Origin of the sequence: Donghicola mangrovi (assembly GCF_013377535.1) — a bacterium.
GTDB lineage: Bacteria > Pseudomonadota > Alphaproteobacteria > Rhodobacterales > Rhodobacteraceae > Donghicola > Donghicola mangrovi.
On record NZ_JABCJE010000016.1, the window covers coordinates 1 to 15,827 of the forward strand.

8 protein-coding genes and 1 pseudogene are annotated in these 15,827 nt (G+C 46.8%); 2 read left to right on the plus strand and 7 right to left on the minus strand.

The annotated features are described in order from the left end of the window. On the plus strand, positions 1–844 hold an 844-nt coding region (gene rfbA, locus HJ536_RS19095), incomplete at its 5' end, for a glucose-1-phosphate thymidylyltransferase RfbA (protein ID WP_177159011.1). 90 nt (positions 845–934) lie between these two features. Next, positions 935–2,113: pseudogene (locus HJ536_RS19100) on the plus strand (IS3 family transposase). Positions 2,114–2,228: 115 nt separating this feature from the next. Here HJ536_RS19100 and HJ536_RS19105 read toward each other — a convergent pair. The 7 genes from HJ536_RS19105 to HJ536_RS19135 all read right to left on the minus strand — a co-directional run bounded on the left by HJ536_RS19105 (position 2,229) and on the right by HJ536_RS19135 (position 15,823). Next, positions 2,229–3,197, minus strand: a complete 969-nt coding sequence (locus HJ536_RS19105) for a hypothetical protein (RefSeq protein ID WP_177159012.1) — start codon at positions 3,195–3,197, stop codon at positions 2,229–2,231. A gap of 171 nt (positions 3,198–3,368) precedes the next feature. Continuing rightward, positions 3,369–4,322 (minus strand): hypothetical protein, encoded by a 954-nt coding sequence (locus HJ536_RS19110; RefSeq protein ID WP_177159013.1) that lies wholly within the window; start codon positions 4,320–4,322, stop codon positions 3,369–3,371. 29 nt (positions 4,323–4,351) lie between these two features. Further along, entirely contained in the window at positions 4,352–5,422 is a 1,071-nt protein-coding gene (locus HJ536_RS19115; protein WP_177159014.1) for a glycosyltransferase 61 family protein, read from the minus strand. 349 nt (positions 5,423–5,771) lie between these two features. After that, a complete protein-coding gene (locus tag HJ536_RS19120) occupies positions 5,772–10,439 on the minus strand; it encodes a glycosyltransferase (protein WP_177159015.1) in 4,668 nt (1,555 codons plus the stop codon). A gap of 61 nt (positions 10,440–10,500) precedes the next feature. Further along, the gene (locus tag HJ536_RS19125; RefSeq protein WP_177159016.1) at positions 10,501–11,946 is read right to left on the minus strand and encodes a mannose-1-phosphate guanylyltransferase/mannose-6-phosphate isomerase; all 1,446 of its coding nucleotides are present in this window, start codon (positions 11,944–11,946) and stop codon (positions 10,501–10,503) included. A 63-nt stretch (positions 11,947–12,009) separates the two neighbouring features. After that, positions 12,010–15,207, minus strand: coding sequence for a glycosyltransferase (locus HJ536_RS19130; RefSeq protein ID WP_177159017.1), 3,198 nt, complete (start codon positions 15,205–15,207; stop codon positions 12,010–12,012). A 31-nt stretch (positions 15,208–15,238) separates the two neighbouring features. After that, positions 15,239–15,823 carry a class I SAM-dependent methyltransferase gene (locus HJ536_RS19135; RefSeq protein ID WP_228028824.1) on the minus strand — a complete coding sequence of 195 codons (585 nt, stop codon included), beginning with the start codon at positions 15,821–15,823 and terminating at the stop codon, positions 15,239–15,241. Positions 15,824–15,827 lie beyond the last annotated feature (4 nt).

The following is a 15,827-nucleotide window of genomic DNA, read 5'->3' on the forward strand; positions in this document are numbered from 1 at the left end:
CCGTCTTTATCCGGTGACGATGGGTGTGAGTAAGCAGCTGCTCCCCATCTACGACAAGCCGATGATCTATTATCCGATTTCGGTGCTCATGTTGGCCGGTATCCGCGAGATCTGCCTCATCACCACGCCTCAGGATCAGGATCAGTTCAAACGCACCCTAGGGGATGGCAGCCAGTGGGGCATTTCACTGACCTATGTCGTGCAGCCTAGCCCAGATGGTCTGGCACAAGCATTCATCCTTGCTGAAGAGTTTCTGAATGGTGCTCCGTCCGCATTGGTGCTTGGCGACAACATCTTCTTTGGTCATGGCTTGCCAGGTCTATTGGCCCAAGCTGATGCAAATGCAGATGGTGGCACCGTGTTCGGCTATCACGTGTCTGATCCCGAACGATATGGTGTGGTTGATTTCGACGCAGACGGTACTGCACGTGAAATCATTGAAAAGCCGTCTGTGCCGCCGTCGAACTACGCTGTCACAGGTCTATATTTCTTGGACAGCTCTGCGCCAGAACGCGCTCGCCAAGTCAAACCCTCTCCCCGCGGAGAGTTGGAGATTACCGATCTGTTGCAGATGTATCTGGACGAAGGCAAGCTTCGTGTCGAAACAATGGGCCGCGGTTATGCTTGGCTAGACACTGGCACCCATGGATCACTGTTGGATGCGGGGAACTTTGTCCGGACATTGACCAAGCGCCAAGGACTGCAAACAGGCTGCCTAGAAGAGATTGCCTATGACGCAGGGTGGATTGATCGAGAGCAGATGCAAGCGCGTGCAGAGCTGTTCAAAAAGAACGATTATGGTGCGTATTTGATGCAGAGGTTAAAAACCCGCGATCTAGTTTGAATCGTATTTCCTCCAGCTCAATATTGAGCTGTGAATTGCCCCGTGTATTGTGGACGCCTTCTTCGCTAACTTTTAGGCAAGGAGGCCATGATGGGCACAGGGAATTTCACAGACGATTTCAAGCGCGATGCGGTCGCGCAGATCACCGAACGGGGCTATCCGGTAAAGTAGGTTTCGGAGCGGTTGGGTGTCAGCACGCATTCGCTCTACGCGTGGAAGCGCAAGTTTGCGAAGTCGGTGTCAGGCGACAGCGAAAAGGATGCCGAGATCCGTCGTCTGAAGCGCGAACTGCTGCGTGTGACGGAGGAGCGGGATATCCTAAAAAAGGTGACCGCGCATTTCGCCAGGTATGCAAAGTGAGATACGCGTTCGTTGCCGAGCATCGCGGACTATTCTCGGTTCGGGCGATTTGCCGCTGCTTGCGGATCCAGTCGAGTGGTTTCTATGCGTGGCTGAAGGCCCCTCTGAGCCGCAGGGCTATCGAAGACCAACGCCAGACTGCGATGCTGCAAGAAGCATGGGTTGAAAGCGGCAAGGTTTACGGGCACCGGATACTGCATGACGACCTTCTTGAGCAAGGAGAGAGCATCTGCCTGAACCGTGTGGCACGTCTGACCCGACTGGCCGGGATCACAGCGCAGATTGGCTACAAGCGCCGTCCCGGCAGGTATGGTGGCAAGCCATCAATCATCGTGGATAACACACTGGACCGCCAGTTTGACGTTGCCGCGGCGGACAATGTTTGCCCTTACGGCGATTAGGCAATCGCCTGCCGGGTAACAGGTGACAGACATCACCTATATCCGAACCCAAGAAGGCTTTGCGTATCTGGCTGTCGTCATCGACCTTTATTCCAGAAGGGTCGTTGGTTGGTCGATGCAAAGCAGGCAGACGACCGATGTGGTTCTGCAGGCACTCCTGATGGCGATCTGGCGTCGGAAACCCCGCGACAAGGTCCTGATTCATTCGGATCAGGGCAGCCAATTCACCAGCATGGATTGGGCTGCGTTTCTACGCGCCCACAAACTGGAACACTCGATGAGCCGAAGGGGCAATTGCCACGATAATGCTGTCGCAGAGAGCTTCTTCAATTTACTCAAGCGCGAACGGATCAGACGGCGAACATACCGAACGCGTGCAGAAGCAAGGCAGGACGTGTTCGACTACATCGAAATGTTCTACAACCCGAAGCGCAAGCACGCGCATAACGGCATGCTGTCGCCAATCGAGTTCGAACGGCAGCAGGAACTGAACAACAAAGGCGTCTAAAAAACTAGGGACTATTCATTCAGGCGCAGATCGGAAACCCCAAATCTCAATGGGACGCAGACGCCGGATACAGAGTAACCTGCCGGTTACGAGAGACCTGAGTTTCAGAATATTTCTACCAATTCAGCTTGGTCAGCTCTCGGGACAGTTTCCGTGCAATCACCTCAAGCTGCTCACGCGAAAAGCTGTAAAGCATTGAGTCATCGGGGTCCGGGAAACGCTTGATCGCGTCGTCTGTGCTTGGTACCGAATAGACCTCGTCCGCCGGGATGACAGGATTCACCTTGCTGATCGAAGACCGCATTCTGGCCAAAAAGGGTTCCAGTTCTTCGCGGGAGATCGCCGGATATTCCGACCGAACATCAGGCAGGTTGTTGCACAAGGGGTCGCTGATCAAAACCGAGGCACGCCGTCCCAGAAACTTGCTGAACTCGATTTGCAGCGCCAGCTCCCCATTGGTAACCGAGCGGTTGACTACAAGACGTTCGGGCTGGTTCAGGCTGTCCTGTTGCAGCCCCAGCCAATCCTCGGTCACGCCGGCCAGACGTTTGCTGTGCCGAGAGTAATTTCGGATCGAGACTTTCGCTCCCGCCTCATTCAGCGTGGTCACGAAATTCTTGACTTCCCGGGGAACCTTGTAGTTTCCCAGAAACTGGGAGAACCTGTCGGTATTACCGGATCGCTTGACCGTCTGCTGGTACAAGGAAACCGCATGTTCCAGCGGATCGCGAATAAAACACAGAACGCGCAGATCGAATTCGCCATCCCGGACCTTTTCGAGAAACGCTTTTGCATTCCCGCCGTTTAGGTAGGCGAACAACTCTTCATGCGAGAACAAGACGGCCTGATCTTCGGACAGATGTCGACAGGTTTCTTCCACTGCCTCCAGCAAGGCCATTTTTCCGGTATGAATATTCCCCGCCGTAATCCGACCGGCCCGCGCATTGGCAAAGCTGTTCGTCAGGTCCGGATAATGGATTTTCTGGGCCGCCAGTACATCGCTAGACATCGCCAGACAGGATTGCAGGAAACTGCTGCCGGTCTTTCCGTGCCCAGCATGAAGATAAACGACTCTGGGTGTCATGCGCCCACTCCTGTTCTTGGGGTCTGCAAACGATTTTTCGTCTAAAAAATCTCTCTGCGTATCAGTGGTATCGAAACCGGGGCTCAGTTGCAAACGAATGCAATGACCCAGCGTTTTCTGCTCAGTTTAAGCAGGCGTCCGCATGGCGAGGACTTGATGAGGATGGCGGTTTCATACAAGCCTAATTGCAACAATTTGCCCCAAAGCAATTTTATGCTCGATATGGAACATATCTGTATGCAAGGCTAAGGAAACAGCTTGGTGTGCAAAATGGCTACTAAGTTTTTGAATATACATCCCGTTCGGTAGAGGGACAAAACGTTTCACGTTCTGGTTCGACGGATCCATGTAGTAGCAGAAGAGATCTTTGGTATCCTTTGGACCATGAAGCCGCAAGACACCTCGCGTTTCACCTGAATTCACGAAAAATCCTAGAATGAATTCAGTTTGGGCGAGTCGCACGACGCTGCCGGGCGCCAAAATCTTGAAATCTTCCTGAATTAAGCTATTTTCAATTCGACTATCCGCGAGATCGGGTCGATCGAAGGTAATTACACGTACAGAACTCGTGTAGTTGCGCAATTCGCTCGGCGCTGGGGCACCGTCAAAATGCATCTTTAGCCAAACGGCAAATTCGCGGCCCACTTGATTGGCAACTGGGATATTGGGATGATGCTTGTCAATATAAAGGGGAACATTATCGTTCCTAAGATTCCTAATTCTCAGCGCAGCATCAAAAATGCCGCAACCGGTCTGGTGACATAAATCTAACTGACGAGTTACTAGCGGTGGCATAGTGTCAAGCGTTTTAAGAGGTGGAATTCGCAGTACTGTGACCGGCGCAAATGATCGCAAACTCGACAAAAGCATGAAATAAAGCCTATCAAAGAAAATTTCGCTGCCAACGTGCGTTGGGTAAGATTCATCATTGGCTGAACATTCCAAAATGATGTGATCAGCTTGACTTTTTTCAATGTCACTCAAAGTGGAAAAGAATTGAGTGAACGGAGCACCTCCTAAGGCGATACGGCTTACCTCATACCCCGATGGCAATTCAGCACAGAAACCATCATACCACCCCCCACTCAAAAGGGAATTCGAGGTTCCGACGACCAAAACTTTCATCGCAAGCACCTTCCGCCTCTGTCTTGACCTTAATTAAAGCACTCAGCACGCATAGTTTGGATTTTCTGCAATTCCTGTTCGGCAACGACTGTATCTTCCCAATATTTCTCCGCTTCGCGCCGTTCAAAAATAAGAAAATCTCGTAGAGAAAATTGCCCCATGACAAGGTCATGCGCTTTCATCTCAGAAAAAATTGAATCGGGGTTCAAGCAGTAACTTGGAGAGTTAGGACCATTTTTGCCGTTGCGACCCACCGTTCTGACGATTGTTGCGCTGTGTCCAAGATAGAAAAAACTGGCTCTGCTTGAAATGCTTGGGCCGAAAATCAGATCTCCGCGTGGTCTTCTAGGAATCATGAAAATGCTGTTACCCACCGAGCCACACAGGTCAATTCCATGGATCGCACTTCCTTCCGTGAATACGATTTTCTTAGCACGCGTGATCATTGCGACCTGTGAACGGATACTCGGAGAATCCTCAGGCCTCGTGTATACGAAACCGTTGTCCTGTAACATTTTTGAAAAATAGCCTTCACCGATCAAAGATCCTTTGTTTGCAAGATGGGTTCGGCCGTAAAAAAGGAATGGCTCAGGAATTGTACTGTCAGGAGGAAAATGTTTCTCCAGCCACTTCAAATACCAAGATTCGGGCATCATGCCTGCACGAAGACCAGGAAAAGGGAAGTCTAGAGACTGTACCAAATGCGAAGTGCGAAGAAAAAAAACTTTTTCTTTTGGTACGCCAGCTAGTTCACAAAACTCAAAAATGAATCCAGGCGTAAATTTTTCGTTCTGAAAACATGAAAAAACTACCCCATCATAACTTTGATCGTAGGCATAGAGCCGAGGCAAAGCATCTATAATGAAGTGGCCGAAATGCATTTTCAACGGACCGCCATATAGATAATGGCCCTCAAGCTTCCTCTCAACCTTCAGGTTTTCATTCGTGACCGCAAATGCATTAATTGGTTTCCCCAAAACGAATTTATCTGCATGCCAAGGCCGGCCAGCAGCTTCTGGCCCGCCGGAAAAAGTGCTCACATGTGGATACACTACGATATTCTTTCGATTTTCGACTTCAGATATAACAGACTGAACCATCTGGGCCTTTCTTAGTACATAACTTCGATAACTCTAGGAAATAAAATTCATCCAATCATAAGTAAAAAATGTCTCTGACAAAGCCAAGCCATCTTACTTTCCTTAGGCCTATCGCAACGCAAAAACTCAATAATTCTCTCTATTCGAATATCTGAATGCCGAGAAAATTCTGCTGCCAGAAACAGAAAGAACGACTTGGAACAATTAAACACTCCATTTTCCTCCCGTCCTACCTTTACTTTCAAGCTTTACTTGAATTCGAAAGGTGATCGGCGTCCTTCTACAAGGGTCAAGTAAAGCCAGTTCAAGGACGAGAGGGAAAGACCTATTCTACATATAGAATTCCGTGTCAATTTAAATTCATACGGGCACGTTGATCAATCAATAAGTCTCCTCCGATTTGATGAATTCCTGATTCAATCTGATCGCAGAAATCTATCCAAGATGATGGCGGCGCCATAGAATTCAGTATTGTATCCGCGCAAGAATACCGCATGGCGAAACAATATTCTTGAATGCGATCAGTGTAAAAAACATAGTCCTGATTTTCCGGTCCCTTCGACGCGTACTCTCGTGGCCTTTGCGGAAAGGTCAAAGGGCCTTGAGCAAAAGAAAAACGCTGACGTAAGTGATCACCGATCGGGCCCATTATTGTTGGCAAAGCCAAGCTCGCACGTGATTTTCCAGCTGAAGCATCACATAGAAACTTTATCGCATTTTGTTCAAAAATCACATTTGGTTGCGCAAAAATGATGTGCGTTTGCTCTCCAGTCCAATCAGAAACTAACATCTTTGACAGCAACTCCCAAGATTCTAACTTTGCTACCTCAAAGTGGGAATTACCTAACTTATTATAGGTATCTTGAAGGCCTTGGTCACTTTCCCCAACATATATCAAAGTGACTTTCTCAACACCTGATTTCCCGGAGAAGCGTTCAACAAGAGTATCATTGCAAGAAGAGCGATCTGAGATCGGTATAATGAGATGTGCAGCAATATCGCTGTCTTGCACGTTCGAAAGAATGAAAGGTGCAGCACTATTAATTGTTTGCTTCAAGATGGATAGGTTTGACCCATGATCTTCTATTCGCGTAATTTGATTGCTGACCTTGTCCATAAAGTAGTCTGACAAAAGTGCTCTTACATAAATTGGCTTAGAGGCCCTGCAGTAACGCAGGATTAGTTCCCAATCGACAAGTCGCGTCATACCTTCGTTGAAACCACCATAGAGCTTGAATAGATTTCTGCTGTGGACAAAACAATTCAAATCAATGAAGTTACGGTTTTCAATCTGAGCCAAGCTAAACTCACCACCCCGTATTACGACTGGCTCTGAAACCGATCCGTCGCGATCGTAACGCACTTGGTGAATGAGTTGAGCGCAATAGGCAGTTTGCGCGCCGGACGCTAGAATTCGCGCGATCATGACCGATAAGTAGTTTTTCTGCCAAGTGTTATCACTATCTAAATATGCAATAATATTCCCTTGCGCGTTCTCCAAACCTACGTTTCGTGCATGAGATACGCCGCAATTTTTTTCCAAACTAATTACGCGACAGCGACCGTCACCATGCTCTTCGGCCGTCGAAATAGCAATAGCGGCGCTATCATCGCTGCTTCCATCATCAACAACGATCAATTCTACGTCTGGATAGGACTGCTGGAAGACAGATATCATGGCTTCAACAATTGTTTCAGCGCGATTATAAGCGGGCATTATGACGCTTACTTTAGGGATATTTTCTTCCGCAATGGGAATGGGATTAATATTGCGAGCATCGATATAGCTACTTACCAAGGAATCCTTTTGATCAAATCGCGCTTCTCGGTGGTGAAATAACCATTCTTCTTTTTGATAAAAATTATTGCCATGAAGAGATTTGGCGGGAGGGTTGCAATCTACTTCGCGCTTGTGGAGAACCTGTCCTGTTGCTGCAAGCTTTATGGTCAGGGTGCGGCGCTTTCCATCAAGAACACACAAAGGAAGCCTGATAATGAAGGCATTATGTCCACGTCCGTTGCCTGCTTGTTGAAGGTCTGCTCGAAATTGGTTGGCAGAACCACTCGCTAGATAGCGATCACCCTCAAAGACATCTATTTCGACGGGCTCGTTAAAGTTTGTACTGTTTAAAACCCAGCCGCGAATGGCCATACTACGAATACCTTCAATTCGGCTTCGATATTCGAAATCATGTGGTACATAGTATTTCGTTTCAGCTATGATCTCTCCCAAGCCTGAGACTAGCTTTATTTCGTGCGGAAGCCCATCATTAAGATACGCTCCCCCTGAGATCTCGAAATCAACAGATTTTATATCGTGTGAGTTAGCTGCGTTGCCAACTGCCGAAATGACTTGATCATCAATTAAAACCACACCAGAAATTGGAGCACTTCCATTATCCTCTCGCGTCAGAGATCCAAATATTTTACCGCCCTTGGTGGCCTTCAAGTTTCCGGAGTAGTAGCCATAAGACATTCTTTCCGGAACCGTAAAGTTCCATTTTGGACCAGTGAGACCATCTTCTCCGTCCATCAAAGCTGCTTCAGAAATCTTCTTATATTCGACGTACCTTGATGGATCGCGACTCTTAATACGCTCTAGCCAATCCGAAACGAAGGTCGCTTTGATATAATCAATTGTTTCAACCTCATGCGCAGGTGAAAATTTACGTGTAAATGTTACTATATTTCTGATTAAATAATAAAAATAGTAGTCTGCAGGGAGATTTCCCTTCTCTGACGTCTTGTCGTGAAACAGTATTGCACTTGGACATACATGTAAAACATCTCCAAGCGCGTGCCTGACAGTCAAACACCAGTCGGTTTCTTCAAAATACAAAAAATAATCTTCAGGAAACAAACCAACTTCCTCGAAGATCTTTGATCGACAAAAAAGGCTTGCACCAGTTAGATATTCGACTGTGTAAGGGGTGTCAGGTACAACCCCTTCATCCATACCATTATAGAGATGGTCAGTCCGAGTACCACCTGCGAACTTTACTTGCCCTCCGGCAGACCACACCAAGCGACTCTTGCGATTTTTTAATATTTTAGGTCCTATTACGTGGGCATCTGGGGTTGACAGCGCATAACTACGTAGATTTCCAAAGGCAGTCGGCTCAACTTCAGTATCTGGATTCAGAATCCATACGAATTCGTGCCCAGCCTCTTTAGCCAGACAAATGCCGATATTATTACCCGCAGCGTATCCTAAATTCTCATGGCTTCGATAGATTTCTATGATGAAGTCATATCGATCAATTAGCTCTCTAAATTCATAATCGAAGAGATTATTGGATCCGTTGTCAACTACGTAAACTCGGAAATCTTTCTCCTCAGAGTTATTCAACGTTTCAAGTAAACGACGGAGATCATCAAGCTCCCGATAGGTTAAGATTACTACTCCTGTGCCCTCGGAAGCAGTGCCTCGATTGTGTGGCAAAATTGGAAATACCACACGTTCTTGACCATTGACCCTTGTCTTCAATGCCTTGGCACTGCTTAACTGTATTGCGCCATCAAGTTTCTGCGCAAAAGAGCCCCAGTTCAAACTATGAGAAAGTTTCCCTGCTGCATCCGCCATTTTAAGATAGCTACTCGGTTCATTTAGGGCTGCTTCCATAGCGCCCGTTAGAGCACCTGGCGCCGATCTATCGTAAAGCCAACCTATTTCACCACACTTCAAGAGCTCTGAAATTGCTGGAAAGTTTGGGGCTATAACTGGTGTGTCAAACGATAATGCACCAAGGACGGATCCCGAGGTCAGGATCGATTTATATGGAAAGACTGCAACATCCGCTGCACGATAATAAACTTGGATTTCTTCGTCTCGAACAAACTTCTCAATTATCGTGACATTATCCATATCCGCCGCTAGCTGAGATACTGTTCCAATAGTGTAAGGGTGGACAGGATTGCCGACTATTATCAAATGAAATTCATAGCCTTTTATTCTCAGTGATTTTGCAGACGCCAGAAGTTGTGAGAGTCCTTTATAGGGGCGTAGCTGACCAAAGAAAACGAATGTTGGGACGCTTTGATTAATGCCCAATGCGCGTCGCGCGCTTTCGCGTGAAACATAATCTGGATATACGCCAACATAACTAGGATGTGGAATTTCCAAAACCTTCTCAGGCGAAATAGAGAAGTATTCTTCAATTTGAGTCAACGCTGCCCTTGAATGCACATGCACACGGTGCGCTCGATCCGATATCCCTTGGTTTAATTCGACTTCGGCTTGCAAATACTTTGCGTCGTGCGGAATAGTATTGTGGACAGTCCATATCAATATTCCCCCAAGCTTGATGAAAGAATCAAGTTTGGTAAGGAATGCAGTCACACGTCGGTTTGCATCAGGTCCGTTTTCCGCTGGAGCTATTACAGAGGTAGACCAATGCAGGTGAAAAGTCGCAGGGTGTTGAGCAACAATTTGACTTGCCATCAAGTTCTCGACAGCGCCATCAATATCGCTATATCTGATGTCGTATGATTCAGGTAGATGTTGCTCAATCATTTTCTGATATGGGTTGGTCGCGCGATAATCAGGAAATACAAAGTACTTCCTCTTTTCATTAATAATTTTGTTTCTTTTCGTGGTCCCCGATACATTAGAATTGCCAGCTTCGAGAGAAGCCAAGCCGTCACCATCCAAAAAATCGATGTCAATGCTTCTGCAGTGGAACGCTAGCCTTCGGGCATCTCCCTCAGCATCTTCTTTGTACTCCGAAAGAATTTCAATATTTGCAGATCCGACTACAGGATCTGGAAATTCAATTTTTACCTCTGATATCTCGCCACGAGCAATTTCTGCTGTATGGATAAGCAGGCCATTAAGGAGAAATTGTACGCGTTTCGTTTCTCTTGCCTCGTCTAATTCCGGTAACCATAGACTAGCTGTGAGGCCTTTCGCTCTGTGAAGAGTCATGCTTGCAGCTGTTGCGATCCACCCATCTTCGTAGGCACCCATATTCCAAGTATAGCTAATGTCAGAAATTTTATGCGTGGGATGTTCGTTCATATTGAGTCTTCCAAAAATGTCATTTTCCGCGACAGGTATCGTATACTGAGGGCTGCAGTGTTTACCCTTTGGCACCCTGCCCGCGAGAGTAGACATCGTCGTAACGGACGATGTCGTCTTCGCCGACATAGGAGCCGGTTTGCACCTCGACGAGTACCATCGGAACTTTGCCGGGGTTCTCCATCCGGTGGACGGACCCAAGCGGCACGTAGATGGACTCGTTTTCGGTCACGAGGCGAACCTCATCATCGACGGTAACCTGTGCGGTGCCCTCGACCACGATCCAATGCTCGGAGCGGTGGAAGTGGCTCTGTAGCGACAGCGACGCGCCAGGGTGCACGTGAATCCGTTTGACCTGAAAGCGCGAGCCAACAGCCAGGCTTTCGAACCAGCCCCAAGGACGGTGGTCTTTGGGGAAGGATTCCGCTTGGATCGCGGCCTTTTTCTTCAGCGCGGAGACCGCCAGTTTGACGTCTTGGGCGCGGTCTTTGTGGGCCACGAGCACGGCGTCGTTCATGGCAATGGCGACGATATCCTCGACCCCGATGCCGACCAATTCCAGCTGCGGTGATTCCGAGCGCAGGACCGAGTTCTTGCAGTCGATCGCGGTGACGCGGTCGGTGACAGCCACCCCGTCATCGTCCTGATCCATCGCGCGCCAGACCGCATCCCAGCCGCCCAAATCGGACCACAGATCGTCATAGGGGACAACCGCAAGATCCGACGCTTTTTCCATAATCGCGTAGTCGATCGACACATCCTGAGCCTGATCCCAAGGCTCGGCCGCTAGACGCAGGAAGCCAAGATCAGCTTTGGCCGAGTGGACCGACTGTTCCACAGGCGCCATGAGCTTCGGCGCATGCTCTGCGAACGCCGCGATAATATCAGAGGCGCGGAATAGGAAAATGCCCGCATTCCACAGGTAGCCGCCCTCGGCGAACATCCGTGTCGCGTTCTCCGCATCAGGCTTCTCGACAAAGCGCTTCAATGAGCAAACGCCCTCATCCGAAACGCTATCCAGTTCGAGATAGCCGTATCCGGTTTCAGGACGGTCTGGCTGGATGCCAAAAAGAACAAGCTTACCTTCCTTCGCCGGCTCGATGCCCTTGGCAACCGAAGCACGGAACGCGTCGCCATCCGGCATCGCATGATCAGAAGGAGCGACCAACATGATCGCATCCGGATTTTGTCTCTGCAAATAGATCGCTGCCGCGAGCACTGCGGGCGCAGTGTTCCTCGCAGCCGGCTCAATCAAGACCGCCTCCGGATCGATACCGAACTCTGTCAGCTGTTCTACAACAATGAATCGAAAATCAGAATTTGTGACGATCAACGGCTTACCATAGCCGATCTGTCCATCAACACCGCTCAAACGCTTCGCTGTCTGCTGAAACAGACTTCCTCCGTCGATCAGCGGTGAAAACTGCTTCGGAAAACTCTTTCGAGAGAGCGGCCACAGCCGCGTGCCAGATCCGCCACAGAGGATAACGGGGGTGACTGCAAACATATCTTACCTTGAGAAATTTGTGAAGTAAATTTGAAAATATCCACACCAAAAAAATCAAAGCGATTATTCTAGATAATTAAAGCACCCTAGATAATCGAAAGCAGCTTTCATGTGAACTCGACCTCTTTCAAAGGAGTATCGATCTAAGGTAAACTTCCGTCCAGCATTAGAAAGATCGCTCCATAAGTCTTCATCTGTATTAAGTCTATTAATGCAGTTAATCCATTCCTGTGGAGAACTGGCAATCAAACACTCTGAGCCATCTCGTAGTCCTATCCCCTCAGCCGCGATGGGGCTCACGATAGTAGGAATGCCATGAGAAATAGCCGAAAGAACCTTCCCTTTTATTCCGGCGCCAGAGATTAGAGGTGCAATGAAAATTTTATGCTTGTTGTAGGCATCAGATATATTGGAAACGTATCCCTCAACAAAAATAGAATCTGAATTAAGGTCTTTAAGACCTTTTTTCATGCCGGAGCCATATACATGCAGATGCGTATCTTGCCTATTCCCATTCAAAAGTGGACAAACTTCTGAGGCGAACCATTTTACGGCCTCTTCATTTGGATAGTGTTGATAACTTCCAACAAAAGATAATCCGACACGCCCGTGTAAACTTGGAACTTCGCTTGGGCTGGATACCACCCATGGCGCAAGTAGAACCTTAACATTCTTATTTGTATGGCTCTCAATAACTACATGTTCAAATTCATTGTAAGAAAAGACAACATCAACATTTTCAATGACAGACATTTCCTCTTTCCTGGTCTTTTTTGCTGCCTTAAGTAGCTCAGGATCGCTTTTTGCTTTCGCGACACGAAGCTCTCTTAAGAAGTGCAGATCAGCATTATTAAAGAGAATCTTTGCATGTGGGCAGCTCTCTCGAATTTTCCGAATGAAGTCAATTGCAACATGATATCGCGTTATATAAACAATATCAAATTCCTCACCGCGCGATTTCAAGAAGTCATCTACACTCAATGCGAACGGGGAGTAAATTGTTTCTATTCCAGATTTTTCAAGCTCAGAGGTATATTCGCCCAGGTGAGCTAGATTAATTGGAAGGAAGGTGACCTTATACCCCAAAGATTGAACAAGGGACATTTCTTGAAGCGCGGCATATGATCCTGCATCCAAGTCTGGTCTGGGAGTGGCGTAATCTAAAAAAAGGACACGACCAAGAATACCACTATCTTTGGCAAAATCTGGATCGGTGCCTTCCTTGGGGTGGTCTCTAAACTTTTGAATCCACTTCTTTTTGAATTTTGGAGCATTCTTAAGTTGATTGGACTTGAGCCCTGAATTAAGATCTGTTCCTGAAGTCAATCCCTCATGATGATATACGACAGAGAACGGGGCAAAAAATACCTTTAGGCCAGCATCTCGCACCTTGAAGGCGAAGTCCGTATCTTCAAAGTACATGGGTTCCAGATAAGACGAAAGCCCGTCAAGTTTTTCCCATAAATCTTTGGCTACCAGCATAGCTGCACCAGAAACGTAGTCTACCTCTCTAGCGTAATTAAACCTTGGATCCCAAGGATTTTTCCCCTTTCCATAGTTCCAAGGGTTGCCACTCTTCCAGACTATTCCACCAGCTTCTTGGAGGTTGCCATCAGGATATATTAACTTAGACCCTACAAGCCCAACGTCTTCAAAGCGGTTAAATACTTCAAGTAACTCATCTATCCAAAAACATGTTGGCTCTGTGTCGTTATTTAGCAATGCCAAAAATTTTCCAGACGCTACTTTAGCTGCAGCGTTGCATGACTTAATGAACCTCTGAGAAACGTCATTTCTTATAAAGGTCACGTTCTTGACGTATTCATGCAGGCTCATGGTATCGTCATCGGAAGCATCATCAACGACAATTACTTCAAATTTAGACTTGTTATAAGAAAGTAATAATGCGCACAGCGCTGTGTAGGTCGCCTCTACCTTATTGTGGGCTGGAATGATGATAGATACATCAGGTTGGTCTACCTTGGGAAAAGACAATGGCTTGATTTGTACATTTTCATACCCTCCTTCAAGCACCTGTAGTGCCCATGGCAATTGATCAAGTATTTCCTTGTCAGAGCCTGCCTTGAGATGCTCCTTTAAGCTCTTGTATCTAAAATTTTCTATTGCGCTTGGAACGCTGGGAAATGGCGGACGACTTTCACGCAACATAACTTCGTGAGGCGTAAGTATCTTTGGCAGAACAATGTAGTCTTGGAAGAATGTACGAATTCCCCATTCGTCACATATTTTAAGGAAAACCATCTCCCCTGTTAAGAATTCGTTAGGCAACTTTATAGAGCAGGGAGCGTCCCCAAAGGAAACCTTTGTTGAAAGTCTGTTATTTATAAATACACTAAAAATTCCGGGAGAATCTGATGAAAAAATAAGTGTATGCCCCTGATTTTCCAGCATACTTATTTTCAAAGACTTGGAATCCAGTAGACACACTTCCCCTGAAGGAGATCGTAGATGTATGCCGTTAACGTTGGCTTCTGACGAAATTGGAGCAGTGCTAATAAAATTGCTTTTTCCGGTGATTTTTGCGAATCCAAATTCTAGTCCGCCTGAGGCTAAGTTAGTACCGCTATTCCTGCTGCAAAATTTTAAATCTGCGAGAAAGATAAATGGGTTTTTGGGATTGCTATCGATCAATTGTCCAGATGAAATTAATTTCATTCGAAACTGATAAGTGACGCCTGGGTCTGCAACTTCGGTATTAAAGACGATTTCTTGATATTTCTCCCTAACGCGGCCACCAATGAAACTTGCTTCAATCCGAACAGTGTCTTCTTTGACAAGCTTTCCATCCGCGAGGTATTCTAAAATCACCGTAACATCACAATGATGGGTCGCAGCAAGAAAGCTTAACTCATACTTGCCCGGCTGCATGGAAATCGTCGTTAGTGGTAAAATTTGTATTTCCATACTTCGATGGGAATCATTAACAAGAATTTGTAAAGTATTGGAATCAGGTAGCGACCAATCCTCAAGCTTATTTACAAACGCAGTAACTTTCGCGACTTCTCTTGATACAATGTCGCGAGCTGATACTTCACTTAGTTTGAATGCAATGTCGTGCGCCTGCTCAATTGCAAGCTCTTTACATTCTCCAGATTCCGAAAATTTGTAAATATTTCCATTAATTGATAAACACGAATCCGCAACAATTTTCTTGTCGCCCCATGCAAATGCGCAGTCAGGGTAAAGAATAATGCGATCAAATCCGGCAGGCAGGGAGAGTTTGCTTCTTTGGTGCAACATTATATATGCCTATGCTCTTAATTACCTTGTTTTAAATAAGCTTCAGATAATGACTTTCATATACACTTTCTTGAAAGCTTGCCTTCGCAGAGAAGTCAATAGACTTCCCTTTCTGAGTGCTGATCTTTGAAAATCCGGCATCTAATAGAAGCTTGGCCAAATACTCTTCCGTGAATCCAGATTTGTGTGCCATAAACGGATTGCCGTTGGATATCGATTGCCTATGTCCATAAAGGACATCTAAGACAGAAATGGATCCTGCAGGAGACTCGTATAATGTCTTCTCTAGGTTATCAGCGTCTAGAAGATCTTTAACCTGGGATAAATCTGGGCATTTAAATACTGCAATGCCGTCATTTTTCAAAATGCGCGAAATCTCAGAAAGTACAATCGGTACTTCATGTGAGTAAAAATGTTCAATCACGTGGGAGCAGTACACAATATCTACGGACTTATCTTGTACGAAGCTTTTTAAGTCCACGAGGGATGCTACTAGATCAGGTTTAGCTTCCTCATTGACATCTACGCGCACCTCTCTCCAACCTTGGAAAAGTTCGCTTCCTATTGGCATTGCAGCCCGAGGACCTGATCCTAGATTCAAAAAAATTTTCGACATAAGT